Annotated in this window: 15 protein-coding genes; 9 read left to right on the forward strand and 6 right to left on the reverse strand. The window is 66.9% G+C overall.

What is annotated here, in order from left to right; all coding sequences use genetic code 11:
- Window positions 1-241: 241 nt before the first annotated feature.
- Entirely contained in the window at window positions 242-475 is a 234-nt protein-coding gene (locus BMX17_RS10800; protein ID WP_092659945.1) for a DUF8015 family protein, read from the forward strand.
- A gap of 31 nt (window positions 476-506) precedes the next feature.
- Here the strand turns inward: BMX17_RS10800 and BMX17_RS10805 are convergent, their stop codons facing one another.
- Together BMX17_RS10805 and BMX17_RS27285 are read right to left on the reverse strand one after the other, a co-directional pair.
- Window positions 507-2,492 carry a DEAD/DEAH box helicase gene (locus BMX17_RS10805; protein WP_092659862.1) on the reverse strand — a complete coding sequence of 662 codons (1,986 nt, stop codon included), beginning with the start codon at window positions 2,490-2,492 and terminating at the stop codon, window positions 507-509.
- A 79-nt stretch (window positions 2,493-2,571) separates the two neighbouring features.
- A complete protein-coding gene (locus tag BMX17_RS27285) occupies window positions 2,572-2,706 on the reverse strand; it encodes a DUF7128 family protein (protein WP_280141379.1) in 135 nt (44 codons plus the stop codon).
- 77 nt (window positions 2,707-2,783) lie between these two features.
- Here BMX17_RS27285 and BMX17_RS10810 point away from each other — a divergent pair, with 77 nt between their 5' ends.
- Together BMX17_RS10810 and BMX17_RS26065 are read left to right on the forward strand one after the other, a co-directional pair.
- Window positions 2,784-4,910, forward strand: coding sequence for an AAA family ATPase (locus tag BMX17_RS10810; RefSeq protein ID WP_092659864.1), 2,127 nt, complete (start codon window positions 2,784-2,786; stop codon window positions 4,908-4,910).
- A gap of 185 nt (window positions 4,911-5,095) precedes the next feature.
- Window positions 5,096-5,239, forward strand: a complete 144-nt coding sequence (locus tag BMX17_RS26065) for a hypothetical protein (protein ID WP_170845387.1) — start codon at window positions 5,096-5,098, stop codon at window positions 5,237-5,239.
- 56 nt (window positions 5,240-5,295) lie between these two features.
- Here the strand turns inward: BMX17_RS26065 and BMX17_RS10815 are convergent, their stop codons facing one another.
- Together BMX17_RS10815 and BMX17_RS10820 are read right to left on the reverse strand one after the other, a co-directional pair.
- A complete protein-coding gene (locus BMX17_RS10815) occupies window positions 5,296-6,009 on the reverse strand; it encodes a cytochrome c biogenesis CcdA family protein (RefSeq protein WP_092659866.1) in 714 nt (237 codons plus the stop codon).
- The gene (locus BMX17_RS10820) at window positions 6,006-6,545 is read right to left on the reverse strand and encodes a TlpA family protein disulfide reductase (protein WP_092659868.1); all 540 of its coding nucleotides are present in this window, start codon (window positions 6,543-6,545) and stop codon (window positions 6,006-6,008) included. The genes BMX17_RS10815 and BMX17_RS10820 overlap by 4 nt, the downstream gene beginning before the upstream one ends.
- 131 nt (window positions 6,546-6,676) lie before the next feature.
- On the opposite strand from BMX17_RS10820, the gene BMX17_RS10825 reads away from it, so the two are divergent.
- Both BMX17_RS10825 and BMX17_RS10830 read left to right on the forward strand, forming a co-directional pair.
- Complete coding sequence (locus tag BMX17_RS10825) at window positions 6,677-7,288, forward strand: DUF998 domain-containing protein (protein ID WP_170845388.1); 612 nt, start codon at window positions 6,677-6,679, stop codon at window positions 7,286-7,288.
- 74 nt (window positions 7,289-7,362) lie between these two features.
- Window positions 7,363-8,199, forward strand: coding sequence for a DUF7537 family lipoprotein (locus tag BMX17_RS10830; protein ID WP_092659872.1), 837 nt, complete (start codon window positions 7,363-7,365; stop codon window positions 8,197-8,199).
- Here BMX17_RS10830 and BMX17_RS10835 read toward each other — a convergent pair.
- Window positions 8,190-9,818, reverse strand: coding sequence for a potassium channel family protein (locus tag BMX17_RS10835; RefSeq protein WP_092659874.1), 1,629 nt, complete (start codon window positions 9,816-9,818; stop codon window positions 8,190-8,192). The two genes, BMX17_RS10830 and BMX17_RS10835, sit on opposite strands and share 10 nt — an antisense overlap.
- Before the next feature lie 100 nt (window positions 9,819-9,918).
- Here BMX17_RS10835 and BMX17_RS10840 point away from each other — a divergent pair, with 100 nt between their 5' ends.
- On the forward strand, window positions 9,919-10,158 hold the full coding sequence (locus BMX17_RS10840) for a CDGSH iron-sulfur domain-containing protein (protein WP_092659876.1): 240 nt from the start codon (window positions 9,919-9,921) through the stop codon (window positions 10,156-10,158).
- 13 nt (window positions 10,159-10,171) lie between these two features.
- Here BMX17_RS10840 and BMX17_RS10845 read toward each other — a convergent pair whose 3' ends face one another.
- Entirely contained in the window at window positions 10,172-10,969 is a 798-nt protein-coding gene (locus BMX17_RS10845) for an enoyl-CoA hydratase/isomerase family protein (protein WP_244514982.1), read from the reverse strand.
- A gap of 237 nt (window positions 10,970-11,206) precedes the next feature.
- On the opposite strand from BMX17_RS10845, the gene BMX17_RS10850 reads away from it, so the two are divergent.
- Genes BMX17_RS10850 through BMX17_RS10860 form a run of 3 tightly spaced genes read left to right on the forward strand, consistent with a single transcriptional unit; the run spans window position 11,207 to window position 14,054 of the window.
- Window positions 11,207-11,950, forward strand: a complete 744-nt coding sequence (locus tag BMX17_RS10850) for an ABC transporter ATP-binding protein (RefSeq protein WP_092659880.1) — start codon at window positions 11,207-11,209, stop codon at window positions 11,948-11,950.
- Between the two features lie 2 nt (window positions 11,951-11,952).
- A complete protein-coding gene (locus BMX17_RS10855; protein ID WP_092659882.1) occupies window positions 11,953-13,362 on the forward strand; it encodes a hypothetical protein in 1,410 nt (469 codons plus the stop codon).
- Window positions 13,363-13,418: 56 nt separating this feature from the next.
- The gene (locus tag BMX17_RS10860) at window positions 13,419-14,054 is read left to right on the forward strand and encodes an IS6 family transposase (protein ID WP_092659884.1); all 636 of its coding nucleotides are present in this window, start codon (window positions 13,419-13,421) and stop codon (window positions 14,052-14,054) included.
- Window positions 14,055-14,064: the final 10 nt, after the last annotated feature.

The following is a 14,064-nucleotide window of genomic DNA, read 5'->3' on the forward strand; positions in this document are numbered from 1 at the left end:
CCATATCCGGGGTTACGAGCGAACCATCCTGTGTCTTGTGGACTGGGACGACTCGAACACATCTCGCTGTCGGTCCGTCCGCCGGCGACGGAATCGACTCGACGAGCTGCATCGCTTATCGATATTATTTTCCGATTATTTTCTGAACCACCAGCAGTATTCGAAGTGTGTTCACTGAACTGTATTGGAGTAAGATTTTAGTGGAATAGTGTGGTAGTTACTGATGGAGGAGGTGACAGCTATGCCCCGGAGTGACAACGATCGCTCGGATCGTATCGGATTCCCGACACTGAACTCACTGTCGCGGTACGATCTCGTACTCGCGTTCATTCCGGTGGTGTTCGTCCTGAGCGTCGTCCTCGGCCACCTGCTATCGGTCCCGTTCCGGACGACGCTCGTCGGCGCGTCGGCGGTCGGTGCGATCGCACTGCTGGATGCGCTGTTCGTCAACCCGCCGATCCGCCCGACGCAGTGACTATCCTGTCCTTCGCGCTCTCCCGAAGCCGTTAGCTGTCGCTGTCGGTATCGCTGTCGCCGGTGCCTTCGGTTCCGTCGGCAGCGTCTCCTTTACTCACGCCGTCGGCATCCGCATCCGCGTCGGTGACCGCCTCCGCTTCGGCCTCGGAGACGCGGACGCCTTTCGAGGAGAGGTGGCGCATCCGACGCTGTGCGAAATCTTCCTCGCGGCTTCCCCGCGTCGCCAGCACGTAGACCAGGGATCTACCTTCCGGGCGCATGGTCCGGCCGGCTCGCTGGGCACCCTGTCGGCGCGACCCGCCCAGTCCGGAGGCGACGACGGCCAACTCCGCGTCTGGCAGGTCGATCCCCTCGTCGCCGACCCGTGAGACGATGAGCGTGTCGCGATCGCCACGCCGGAACTCGCCCAGCAGTCGCTCGCGCCGGCTGTGTGGCATCTCGCCGCTGACGAACGGCACGTCGAGGGCGGCCGACAGCGCCCGGCCCTGATCGAGGTAGTCACAGAAGACGATCGCCTTCTTGTCGGGATGCCGGGAGAGGATGTAGCGGGCTTCCGCCATCTTGGCCGGGTTCGACGCCGCTAGCTGCCGGCGCTCGTGGCCGTCGGAGCTGACGTACTGGTTGCGCGCGTCCTCGTCGTCCCAGGGGACGTACCGGATCTCGACCTCCGGTTCGGCGACGAAGCCGGCCTCGAACAGGGCGTCCCAGTCGGTCCCGATGGGCGGTCCGATCAGCGTGTAGATCTCTTCTTCCCTGTCGTCCTCACGGACGGGCGAGGAGGACAGCCCGAGGCGGTGTTTTGTCTGGAGGTCCGCACTCCGTCGCGCTACCGCGGCGGGAATGTGGTGCACCTCGTCGTATATGACCAGCCCCCACTCGCGGCTGTCGAACAGTTGCCGGTGCCGGTCCATCCCGGCGGTCTGGTACGTGGCGATGGTCACCGGTGCGACGGTCTTCTCGCCGCCGTGGTACTCGCCGACCTGCTCTTCGGTCAGCGTCGTCCGCGCGAGGATCTCCTCGCGCCACTGGCCGGCGAGTTCGCGGCTGGGGACGAGGATCAACGACTCCCCGCCGACGCGGGCCAAAATGGCAAGTGCCGCGACGGTCTTGCCCGCGCCGGGCGGACCCACCAGCACACCGGATTTTGTCTCCAGGAACTCGCTCACCCACTCGTGCTGGTAGTCCCGGAGATCGAGGGTCAGGTCGAGGGCCAGATCGTCGCCGGTGTCGAGGTCGCGCTCGTCCTGCACCGGGTAGCCGGCCTCGTAGAGGGTGCGCTTGACCTCGGCGACGGCCTCCTCGGCGACCCAGCTCTCCGTGTCGGAGATGGCCGCCCGGAGCTGTCCCTCGTCGAGTTTCTCGCGGGCGACGTTGCCCATCAGCGAGTCCGTCGCCGCCTCGAGGACGACGTAGCCGTCCTCGTGCGTGCGGAGTGTGAACCGATGAGCGCGTTTCCACTGGTCTTCGATCCACGCCTCCAGTTCGGGCGACCGTTCGGGCAGTACGTCCCTGACGGTGCCGAGCAAATCCTCGAAGTCGTCGTAGGGCGCGCCCCAGATGTCCTCCCGACGGAGTTCGTAGAGGTACCCGCCGCGGTGGGTCGTGTCGACGAGGTGGGCGAACTGCGAGAGCTGTGCCCGCGTGAACTGCGTCGGGTGGTCGATGACGATCTCGCGGCGGCCCGGAAAGAGGATCACCCGTTCGCGGTCGACGAGGTCCGCCCAGTCCGTGGGATACCAGACGACGGGATCGGCTGATACGTCGAGGCGGTCGACCGCGCGCTCGTCGGCCAGCCGATCCAGTTCGGTGCTGGCCTCCTCCTGGGTCCAGTCCAGGGCCTGCGCGACGTGGCTGGCGGTGACGACGGGCCGCCCGATATCCTGGATTACGTCGGCGAAGGTCTCGGCGTCGAGGAGAGCCGCCTCGTCGCCGTTCTCGTCGACCGCTGACGAGTCGCCGTGCTGGTCACTCTCGCGTTCGGCATCCGTGCCGCCGGTGTCGTCGCTGTCGGTCACTGTTGGCCGGTTGGCTACGGACGGACAAACGGCTTACGTCCCGCGAACGCTGAGAAAACACGCGGTGCTGAGCGGGGACTCACTGGATGTAGGAGGGTTCCTCCCCGTCGCAGTCGCTCTCGTGGGCGCGGGCGTCTTCTTTGTCGTCGAACATGAGTCCGCACTCCTCGCATTTGTACCAGGTCACGTCGTCGCGCTGCGTTTGCACGACCATGCGGGAAAGTGGTACGCCCGGCGGTATATGCGTTTCTCCGGGGAAACCTCTTGACGGTGGGGCGACTACGACCGCGCATGAGCGACGAGCACGGCGTCGAGCTGACCGTCGCCGGCGCTGACAAGCGCGACGCCGGTCGCGGCGTGGCACGCCTCCCCGAACCCGCACGCCGTCGACTGGGCGTCCTCAGTGGCGACCCCGTCGTCGTCCGCGGCGAGCGCGAGACCGTCGCGAAAGTCTGGCCCACCGACGACGGCGACGACGTGGTCCGCATCGACGCCGACACGCGAGCAAACGCCGGCGTCAACGTCGGCGACACCGTCACCGTCGCGACCACCTCCGTCGAGGAAGCCGGCATCGTCTCGGTCCGACCCACCGAGTCGCCGCCGGACGATAGCGACACCGACGCGCTCGTCGCGGACGCCCTCCTCGACCGCCCGATTCGGGAAGGCGAGCGCGTCCACGTCGACGGCCTCGGGGTCGTGGTCGTCTCCCTGACCGACCCCGACGGCCCCGTCCGGGTCGTCGAAGACACCGAAGTCACCGTCCTGCCGGGCATCGACCTCGACCTGGGCGACGGCTCCGCCCCGGAGGACGCGATCCCGGACGACGCACCCGACGCCGAGGCAGGCGAGCAGGCCGAAGACCTCGGTGCGACCTACGAGGACATCGGCGGCCTCGACGGCGAACTCGACATGGTACGGGAGATGATCGAACTCCCGCTCTCGGAACCGGACCTGTTCCGCCGGCTCGGGATCGACCCACCGAAGGGAGTCCTGCTGTACGGCCCGCCCGGCACCGGGAAGACGCTGATCGCCCGCGCCGTGGCCAACGAGGTCGACGCCCACTTTCGGACCATCTCGGGTCCGGAAGTCGTCTCGAAGTACAAAGGCGAGAGCGAGGAACGCCTCCGCGAGGCCTTCGAGGCGGCCGAGGAAAACGCCCCGGCGATCCTCTTTCTCGACGAGATCGACTCCATCGCCGGCCAGCGCGACGAGGACGCCGACATGGAGAACCGCGTGGTCGCCCAGTTGCTGACTCTGCTCGACGGGCTGGAAGACCGGGGCCGCGTGGTCGTCATCGGCGCGACCAACCGGGTCGACAGCATCGACCCCGCGCTCCGGCGTGGTGGCCGGTTCGACCGCGAGATCGAGATCGGCGTCCCCGACGAGACGGGCCGCCACGAGATCCTGGAAGTCCACACCCGCGGGATGCCGCTCGGGGACGACGTCGGCCTCGACCGACTGGCCGCCCGGACCCACGGGTTCGTCGGTGCCGACCTTCAGTCACTCGTCACCGAGGCGGCGATGTCGGCGCTGCGGCGCACTCGCGAGGAACCGGTCGTCGCCCGCGAAGACTTCGAGGCGGCGCTGGCGGCGGTCGATCCCTCCGCGATGCGGGAGTACGTCGCCGAGTCGCCGGGCGTCGCCTTCGACGACGTGGGCGGGCTGGCGGAGGCCAAGGACCGACTCACGGAAGCCGTCGAGTGGCCGCTCGCCTACACGGAACTGTTCGAGGCCACGAAGACCGACCCGCCCTCGGGCGTCCTGCTGTACGGCCCGCCGGGCACGGGGAAGACCCTGCTCGCGCGGGCGCTGGCCGGCGAGAGTGACGTGAACTTCATCCACGTCGCCGGCCCGGAACTGCTCGACAAGTACGTCGGCGAGTCCGAGAAGGCCGTCCGCGAGGTGTTCGAGCGCGCCCGACAGGCCGCCCCCTCGATCGTCTTCTTCGACGAGATCGACGCCATCGCCGGCCGGCGCGGCGAGACGGGCGAAGCGACCGAACGGGTCGTCTCACAGCTGTTGACGGAACTGGACGGGCTGGCGGAGAACCCGAATCTCGTGGTGCTGGCGGCGACGAACCGCCGGGACGCGCTCGATCCAGCCCTCCTCCGTCCGGGACGGCTGGAGGAACACATCGAGGTGCCGGACCCCGACGCCGACGCCCGCCGGGAGATTCTTGCCGTCCACACACGCGAGAAACCCATCGCCGACGACGTGTCGCTGGTCGATCTGGCCGCCGAGACCGAGGGGTTCTCTGGGGCGGAACTCGACGCCCTGGTTCGGGACGCCTCGATGCGGGCCATCCGCGCGTTCGCCCGCGAACACGGGCCCGACGAGGCCACCGCGCGCGCCGACGAAGTGCTGATCGGGACCGACCACTTCGAGGCCGCGCTCGCCGAACTGGACCGACACGACTGACACCGTCGGCGTCCCGCCCTCTACGCTCCGCTTCCCGGACTGTGGATCTAGCAGGAACATTTATTACAGACTACGAGCTACACCTACGTGTCACGATGAGACCGATAGTACGCGGGCGCTGTACGCTTCTTCCCTGATCCGTATCCGTATCGGTCCCGAAATCACGCGGCTCGCAGACATCCACAATGAGTACACGCACACCAACCCCGACGGCTCGACCCACGACCACGACAACCGACGACCAGACCGGCGGCGCACCGCTGACCTTCGCGACGGACAACGAGGTGCCGATCACGGGGCTGTTCGACGCCGAGAGCGACCAGCACTGATCCGCTGTCGTCGGCCGATTTTTCGCTCGATATCTATCCCACCGGCGAGTGACGGCTCAGGCCAATCCGAGCGTGGACAGCCCGTCGAAGACGACCAGGAAGTAGTACAACTGAACCAGCCCGGCCAGCACGACGACGAGGCCGGCGACCTGTGAGATGCGGCCGGTCGCCGCCGACAGCCGTCGTACCACGGTGTCTCGTCCCAGTGCGGTCGCGGTCGTGACGCCGATCATCAGGACGCTCATCCCGGCGGCGTACGCGCCCAGTGTTCCGACGGTGGCGGCGGGGCCGGTCGTCACCGCGGCGAAGGCCACGCCGAAAAAGAGCGGGGCGGTACACCCCGCGGCCGCCGCGGCGTAGACCACGCCGAACAGGACGTACCCCGCCGCCGAACGCCGGCGCTCGGGCAGGGGGACGTGGAACGTCGTCGCCTGGAACCGTCCCGTCGCCATCACGCCCCCGACGACGATCAGCGTCAGTCCCACGACGAGCTCCAGCGCGGCGATTTGCTCGCGGATCCGCGGCCCGACCGCGGCCAGCAAGAGGCCGAGCACGCCGTACACCAGCGCGAACCCGAGACTCACCAGCAGACCCACGCCCACCGCGCGACCGATGCGGGCCGTCCGCGAGCGTTCGGGTGTCCCCCCCTCCGACGTCCCGAGATAGTACGCCACGTAGCCGGGCAGGAGCGGGAACGCACAGGGGGCGAAGAAGGTGGCGGTCCCGAGGGTGAACGCGTAGGTCAGCCGGGCCACCCCGAGTTCCGTCACTGCCGGGCCGCCTCCAGTTCCGACTCGATGGTCGCCGCCTCGGCGAGCCCCTTGTGCCGCCAGGTCTCGGTCCCCTCGGCGTCGACGATCAGCATCGTCGGCAGTGCCTGCACGTCGTAGGTTGGTCCCGTCTCGACCTCGGGATCCATCGCGACGGGCCAGGTCCCGTCGTACTCCTGCCAGAACGAACGCACGGTGGCCGCGTCGCGCTCCCAGGTGACCGACAGCATATGCACGTCCGGGAACGCCGACCGGACTTCGCGCAACTCCGCCATCTGTGGCTTGCAGGGCGCACAGTACGTGGCGAAGAAATCCAGTAGCGTCACGGTCCCGTCGGGCACGACGGGCATCGTCTCACCCGGGGAGCCGCCCACGTCGAGCGTGTCGAGTGTTTGCGGGCCGTTCTGGGTTCCAGTGCCGTCACCCTCGCTCGCGCCCGGCGCGTCGCGCGTCCCGGGCAACTGTGTGCACCCGCTCAGCGCCGTCACGGCGGCTCCAGTCGCGGCCAGAAACGTCCGACGATCGTACCCGCGCATACTCCGGCCTCGGGGCCGGGCGTAGAAAAAAGGCGCGTCATCGTGAGCGGTGGATGCACGACCGTCAGCGCGACCGAACGGGCGCTCTGGAGACCGAACCGTTGATTACGCGCCGTCCGGACAGCAGGCCCATGACCGACACTGTCGAGCGGGCGAGCGTCTGGGCCGGGCTGATCGCCCCGGTCCTCTCGTTCGTGGGTGTCCTGCTCGCGACACTGGTCTCGCCGTCGTTCGCCTGGACCGGGAACGCACTCTCCGATCTGGGCGGACCGACTGGCCCCGTCGCGACGGACCTGACGCGACTCCTGTTCAACGGTGGCCTGATCGCGGGTGGCCTCGTCGCGCTCGGGCTCGGGTACGCCCTGTTTCTGGCCGCGCGCAACCTCGTCGAACTCGCCGGCATCGGCCTGTTCGGGCTCACGTCGCTCTCGATGGCCCTGATCGGCGTGTTCCCGCTTCCACAGGACACGCACTTTCTCGTCGCCATCTCCTTCTACGTTCTCCTCTCGCTGGCGCTGTGGGTGTACGGGGCCGGCAATCTCCTGGCCGGTGATCGGACTCGCGGCGTCGCGACGGTCGGACTCGGCGTCCTGAACTCTGGGGCGTGGGCCGTCTGGGCGGCCACCGGTGAGTTTAGCCGACCGGGGCTGGCCCTGCCGGAGGTCGTCGGGGCGGCGGCGCTGGCCGGCTGGACCGTCGCGACGGCGCTGTGGGTCCGGCGCCGGCTCGGACATCGGTCGTAACCTCCTTTCGCTCGTCTCTCAGCAAAGATAACGTGAGCGATACGTTTACAAAAGGCGATTGCCGATAGGATGATATGCGAAAGCGAGTTCTCGCGACGCTGGCGGTGACGCTCCTCGTCGCTCTCGCGGGCTGTACGGGGGGGCTCTCCGGTGGGGAGGGAACGACCACGGACGCAGGAACCGACTCGGGTGAGGCGGCACTCGACTCGAATACGGCGACGGTGACTTCCTTCGCCTACCCGGCCGGGGCGACGCCCTCCGGGATCGAGAACGTCACCACCCTGCTCGACGCACACGAGGCCGCGCTCTCGGGATCGAGCGTGACGCTCTCGGGCACGAAGGGATTCTCCGCGGGCGGGAGCCAGAACTCCGCCAGCGCGGGCATCGAGTACACGATCGAACACGAGGCGGACAGTAACGAGACGCTGACGCGGATCGTCGGCGGCGACTCCGGTGACACGTTCACGTCCTACCTCACGGACGGAACGGCGGCCTATCGCGTCAACGGGTCCGCCGGCGTCGAGTACGGGGCCGCCTCGACCGCGGTCGACGCGCCCTACGCAGACACCGCGCCGGACAGCTTCACCGGCCGAGCGCTGTTGCGGACCATCCTCGGGTCGGGCGAGTACAACGCCACCGACGTGGTCGACCGCAACGGAACCGAACTCGTCCGCTACGACCTCGAAACCGTCGTCTCGACGCCCGACGCGAAACTGAACATCGGGAGTGACACGGAGGTCGAGGGCACGGTGTTCGTCGACTCGGACGGCGTCATCCACGAGGCCACCTTCAGCGCGACCTCCGGCTCGGACGAGGGCTTCTCGTTCGGGTACGAGGCCAGCGCGACTTTCTCCGAGATCGGTTCGACGACGGTCGAGGAACCGGACTGGCTCGGCGAGGTCTATTCGTAGCGGGCGGCGAACTCGGTGATGTTCTGGTCGGGGCCGGCGACGATCACGTCGTCCCCGTCCCGGATCTCGAAGTCCGGTGCGAGATCGGTGATCACCTTGCCGTTGCGCTCGATCGCGATCACGGTACAGCCGGTCTCGGCGCGGATATCGGCTCCGGCGAGCGTCTCGCCGACGAGTGTTCCCGGTTTGAACCGCACGACTTCGACTTGCTTGTCGTAGGAGATGATGTCTTCCTCGAAGATCGTCGAGGCGAGCATCCGGCCGCTGACGGTCGCCAGCGCGAGGACGTAGTCCGCACCGGCCTGGTAGAGTTTGCGGACGCTCTCTGTCTGGTCGGCGCGGGCGATAATCTCGACTTCGGGGTTGAGTTCCCGCACCACGAGCGTCGCGAAGATGGTCACTCTGTCCGAAGCCAGTGCCAGAATCACCGTACTCGCCTCGTCGACGCCGGCCTCGCGGAGGACCTCCTTTTCGGTCACGTCCCCGACGATGTCGACGCCGCCGTTGGCTTCCTTGTCGACCGTGGTACAGGACACACCGTCGGCGGTGACGCGTTCCCTGACCGTCGATCCGACTTCCCCGTGGCCACAGATGACGACGTGGTCCCGGCGGTGGCGTCGCTCGTCCGAGAGGGTCATCTCTTTGAGCGGCTCGAGTTGCCGCTCGTGACCGGCGACCAGCAGGATTGTCTGCTCGTCGATCCGGGCGTCCGTTGACGGTGGACTGACGAACTCGCCGCGGAACCACGCGCCGACGACGTTCGCGCCCGTTCGCTCGCGGATGCCGCTCTCGGCGATCGTTTCGCCGACCAGTTCGCTGCCGGCCAGGATCGGCAATTCGACGATCTCGAAGTCCTCGCCGATCTCGACGGCGTCGCCCACCTCGGCGGTGATGCCGGTCGTCACTTTGCTCGCCAGACTCTCTCCGATGAGCCGCCGGGGCGAGAACACGTGATCGGCCCCGGCGTAACGGTGGTAGCTGGCGATTTCTGGGTCTTCGACGAAGGTGATACACCGCACGTCGGGGTCGGTAGCCTTGGCCGTCAGGACGATACTGGCGTTGGTCGAGTCGTCCACGTCGGCGACCAGCGCCCGGGCGGATTCTAGCTGTACGGATTCGAGCGTCTCCGTCGATTCGGGGTCGCCGTGGACAGCGTCGACGCCATCCTCGATCAACTCCGCCGCCCGGTCACGATCCGGTTCGAGGACGACGTAGGGCACGTCGAACACGTCCAGTTCGTCGATGAGCATATCGATCCGCGGGGAGTACGAACAGATGACCACGTGGTCCTCGATGTCCTCGACGCTCGTCGGCGGCGTCGTCGAAATCATCTCCTCGAACAGCGGTAAGAGCAGGACCGGCAGGGCGAGAAAGATCATGGTGACCCCACTCAGATCCATCACGATGACGAGCAGGTTGGTCTGCCAGGACGTCCACGGCGAGTGGGACCCGTATCCGGTCGAGGTGAACGTCTCGACGACGAACTGAAGCGACTCGAAGAGTGTATAGAAATCCCCTTCGAAGGTTGCGCTCGCCCAGCGATAGAGCAAGGTATACACCAACATGACTCCGATGAGTCCGAGAACGTAGTATCCCGTCCGGCGCTGCCACGTGTCCATCGCTACCGGCCCAAACGAACAGCCATCCCTTACGCTTTCTGACCCTGTACCGTCCCGAATCACCCCACGGCTTTTTGGACTCTTGGAGCTATGTCAACGTGTGACACGAGAGATTACCCACGAGGCGACCGGGCCGAAGATCGTCGACGAGGGCGACATCGAGGAGAAAGGGAACATCGCGATCTGTATGTGTGGGCTGTCGGGTGACTACCCGTTCTGTGACGGCTCTCACCAGGCGACCGCCGACGAGGACGACGGGAGACTGTACAAGTACGAGGGCGACGACGACGAGAACACGCGCCACGAGATCGCGGAGATGGTGTTTACCGACTCGGAATAGTCCGAGTGGCCGATTATTTCCCCTCGAACTCGGGTTCCTGATCGGTGACGAAGGCGGTGATGCCCTCGCTCAGGTCCTCGGTGTCCAGCAGGTGGCCGAAGGCGCTGGCCTCCAGTTCGAGGCCCGCTTCCATGTTGTCCCAGCCCTCACGCATCGCGCGTTTGGTGTACTTCTGGGCGATGGGCGGACCGCCGGCGACGTTCTCGGCGAATTCGAGGGCTCGCTCCTCGAACTCGTCGTCGTCGTAGACCTCGTGGACGAACCCGAGCTCGTGCATTCGGTCGGCGGGGATGCGTTCGGCGGTGAAGACGACGTACTTGGCGGCGCTCTCGCCGATGAGCCGCTGGAGGCGCTGGGTGCCGCCCCAGCCGGGCAGGAGGCCGAGGTTGTGTTCGGGCAGACCCATCTCCGAGGACTCGCTGGCGACCCGGAGGTCGGCACACATCGAGAGTTCGAGGCCGCCGCCCAGCGCGTAGCCGTCGATGCCGGCGATCACGGGCAGGTCGCTCTCGCGGAATTTGCCGAAGACCTGCTGGCCGTACCGGGAGTGTTCGACGCCCTCGCGGTTGTCCATCGCGCCGTTGGAGGACACGTCCGCGCCGGCGGAGAAGGCCTTCTCGCCCTCACCGGTGATGTAGATGGCCCGGACTTCCTCGTGGTCCTCGAGTACGTCGACGGCCTCGTCGAGTTCTTCGAGCATCTGTGCGCTGACGGTGTTCATGTCCTCGGGACGGTCCAGCACGAGGTGGCCGACGTAGTTCCCGGGTGTCTCGATGCGAATCGTCTCGAAGTCGGTGTCGATGGCAGTCATTGGTGATCCCCCGTGGACCGCGTGGTCCACTCTGGGCAGTGATGCGCCCAGGACTGGCCTAACCCTTCGGCGTCGGATGTGGGGCCGTTCAAACCACGCGGCCCGAACGAAGTGAGGGCCTCGGAACGGGCGAGCGGTGACCAGCGGGAACCGCGAGCCGCGAGGTGTGACCGGGGAACACATCGCCGGACGAAACCCCGGCAACGCTTTTCTCACTGGCCCGACATACATCGAGGGATGACCGCCATCGAGACGGACGGCCTGACCAAGCGCTACGGCGACGTGGACGCGCTGGTCGACCTCTCACTGACCGTCCCCGACGGCGAACTGTTCGCCCTGCTCGGCCCGAACGGCTCCGGCAAGACCACTACCATCGAGATCCTGACCGGCCAGCTCGAACCCACCTCGGGCACGGCCGCCGTGCTGGGTCACGATCCCGTCGCCGATCCGCTCGCCGTCCGGCAGTCGGTCGGCATCCTCCCGGAGCGTGAGGACCCGCCGAGCTTTCTGACCCCGCGGGAGTACCTCCAGTTCGTCGGGAGCGTCCGCGACCTGGACGACGTGACCGCTCGCATCGACGAGTGGGCCGAGCGCTTCGAGTTCGCCGGCCTGCTCGACACGCTGTCGACGGACCTCTCGGAGGGGGAACGCCAGCGCGTGATGCTCGCGGCCGCGTTCGTCCACGAACCCGACCTCGTGTTCATCGACGAACCGCTCGTGAACCTCGACCCCCTCATGCAGGAACAGATCAAGGGCCACTTCCGCGAGTACGTCGAGCGCGGAAACACGGTCTTTCTCTCGACGCACTTCATCGAGGTGGCCGAAGAACTCTGCACGCAGGTCGCCATCGTCAGCGACGGCCGGCTCGTCGCCGAGCGCGACCCCCGCGAACTGGCCGCGGGCGAGCGCCTGCTCGACGTGTTCCGGACGGAAGTGAACGCTGCTGAAGCCGACACGCCGGCCAGTCCGGCCCAGCACTGACGATGTCGCTCACCACCGACCTGTTCCGGCGGATGCTCCGCGAGGAGTGGCGACTCCACGAACACCTCTTTGGCGGCCGGCGGTTCGCCGCCTTCCCCGTCGCCGTCGCCCTCCTCTCGGCGGGTGGGTTCGCGCTCCTCTCCTATACTGGCACGGACTTCGGCGCAATCGTCGCCGGCCTGCACGGCCTGCTTTTCTTCTTCGGACTCCAGGTCGGCACCATCGGCCTCGTCGGCCGGGACGCACTGCGCGACGCGCTCGGTGACGTGACCCTGCTGGTGTTCTCGGCCCGGACGCTCCCGGTGTCGTGGAACCGCCTGCTCGCCGTCTTCCTCTGGAAGGACCTGCTCTACTACACCGGCTTCTTCATCGCACCCATCGGCATCGCCGCGGTCCCGACGGCGCTGGAGTCGGGCCTCGCGCCCGGTCGGATCGCCCTGCTGTGGCTGACGCTGATCGGTGCGTTCGCACTCGGTGTGACGCTCTCGCTGACGCTGGCGGGCGCGGCGACCCGGAGCCGGTGGCTGGTGGTGGTCCCGGTCGCGCTGGTCGTCGCCGCCGTGGTCTGGCCAGGGTTCGACGCGCTGGCGTACACGCCGTACGCGCCCTACCGGGACCCGTCGATCCTCGCCGGGGTTCGCGGGTTCGCCCCTGTGGCGGTCTTCGGCGTCCTCGGTCCCGTCCTCTTCCGGCCGGCCGACAGCGGGGCCTACCGGACGGCAAGCGAGCGGTTCACGACGCTCGGATCCTGGCTCCGCGACGACGACGGCCTGACGACGCGGGCCATTCTGGAAGTGAGCCGGTCCAGTGGCTCCGTCTGGAAAGTCCTGTTCTCGATGGGCGTCCTGTTCGCGGTGACGGCCCTCCTCCTGGGACAGATCACGGCCGCCACGGGACTCCAGCCATCACCCGGCGTGGCCTTCGGGACCTTGCTCGGGCTGGGGTCGTTCACCACCTACAGCTGGGTGACGCAGTTCGACAGCGCCGACGAGTACCTCCGGTATCCGGTGTCGGTCGCGACCGTCCTCGCGGCGAAACGCCGGGCGTACCTCCTGCTCTCGGTGCCGGCGGGACTGGTCTATCTCGCCATCGCGGCGGTCTGGTACGACCCGGTAGCGCTGGCGTCCGGACTCGCCGTCCTCCCCCTGCTCTCGGTGTACGTCTTCGGCGTGACGGCGTTCGTCGCCGGACTCTCACCGACGGAACTCCTGTTCGACACGCCGCGCTTTCTCGCCTTCGGGGCGGCGCTGTCAGTGGTCGCCATGCCCTTGCTGGTGGCCGCGCTGGTCGAACCCGCGTTCGGCCCGGGGACGACCGTCGCCGCGGTCGCGCTCGCGGCGGTCGCCGCTGTCGTCGGCCTCCTCCTCCAGCGACGGGCCGGGCCGCGGTGGGAGCGACGGCTTCGGGGCTAAAATGGCGGTGTTCAGATAAGATTGAAAAGTGAGGCGGGAGCGGTTTTTAGTGCTCTATGCCAAAAACCGACCGCCTCAACGGCTGTTTAGACCAGATCGAGTTAGAGTTTGTGGAGCGAGAAGCGACACCGCGACTGCTGATGAAGCTCAGTATTCAGCTACACCTGGCTGGACTCTCGCTTTCGAATACTGTATCGTTTCTTGAGGTATTCGGTGTCCAACGCGCACGATCCACCGTTCACAACTGGGTTCACAAGGCCGATCTACAGCCCCAAGACGGACGCCAGCCGGATCACGTTGCAGTTGACGAGACCGTGATCCAACTCGACAACGAGCGCTACTGGCTGTACGCCGCCGTCGATCCCGACACGAACGAATTACTCCATACAAAGCTTGAACCGGTGAGAACGAACGCTCTCGCTCACGCATTCTTTGCCGAACTCCGCGAGAAACACGACGTGGACGACGCTGTGTTTCTCGTCGATGGTGCAGCACCACTGAAAGACGCCTGCCAACGACACGGCCTCGATTTCAGATACGAGCCCCATGGAAATCGGAACAGTGTCGAACGTGTCTTTCGTGAGGTAAAACGCCGCACCTCTTCGTTCTCAAACTGTTTCAGCAACGCCGAGCGAGAAACAGCCGACGACTGGCTCCAATCGTTCGCCTTCGCATGGAATCAGCTAATCTGAACACTACCGC

The organism is Halorientalis persicus (assembly GCF_900110215.1).
GTDB classification, from domain to species: Archaea; Halobacteriota; Halobacteria; order Halobacteriales; family Haloarculaceae; genus Halorientalis; species Halorientalis persica.

Bases quoted from the DNA above. Each gene is read 5' to 3' on its own strand.
- BMX17_RS10830 (WP_092659872.1), top strand. From the start codon at position 7,363: ATGCGAAAGCGAGTTCTCGCGACGCTGGCGGTGACGCTCCTCGTCGCT.
- BMX17_RS26065 (WP_170845387.1), top strand. From the start codon at position 5,096: ATGAGTACACGCACACCAACCCCGACGGCTCGACCCACGACCACGACA.
- BMX17_RS10820 (WP_092659868.1), bottom strand. From the start codon at position 6,545: ATGCGCGGGTACGATCGTCGGACGTTTCTGGCCGCGACTGGAGCCGCC.
- BMX17_RS10835 (WP_092659874.1), bottom strand. From the start codon at position 9,818: ATGGACACGTGGCAGCGCCGGACGGGATACTACGTTCTCGGACTCATC.
- BMX17_RS10855 (WP_092659882.1), top strand. From the start codon at position 11,953: ATGTCGCTCACCACCGACCTGTTCCGGCGGATGCTCCGCGAGGAGTGG.
- BMX17_RS10860 (WP_092659884.1), top strand. From the start codon at position 13,419: ATGCCAAAAACCGACCGCCTCAACGGCTGTTTAGACCAGATCGAGTTA.
- BMX17_RS10850 (WP_092659880.1), top strand. From the start codon at position 11,207: ATGACCGCCATCGAGACGGACGGCCTGACCAAGCGCTACGGCGACGTG.
- BMX17_RS27285 (WP_280141379.1), bottom strand. From the start codon at position 2,706: ATGGTCGTGCAAACGCAGCGCGACGACGTGACCTGGTACAAATGCGAG.
- BMX17_RS10800 (WP_092659945.1), top strand. From the start codon at position 242: ATGCCCCGGAGTGACAACGATCGCTCGGATCGTATCGGATTCCCGACA.
- BMX17_RS10810 (WP_092659864.1), top strand. From the start codon at position 2,784: ATGAGCGACGAGCACGGCGTCGAGCTGACCGTCGCCGGCGCTGACAAG.
- BMX17_RS10845 (WP_244514982.1), bottom strand. From the start codon at position 10,969: ATGACTGCCATCGACACCGACTTCGAGACGATTCGCATCGAGACACCC.
- BMX17_RS10825 (WP_170845388.1), top strand. From the start codon at position 6,677: ATGACCGACACTGTCGAGCGGGCGAGCGTCTGGGCCGGGCTGATCGCC.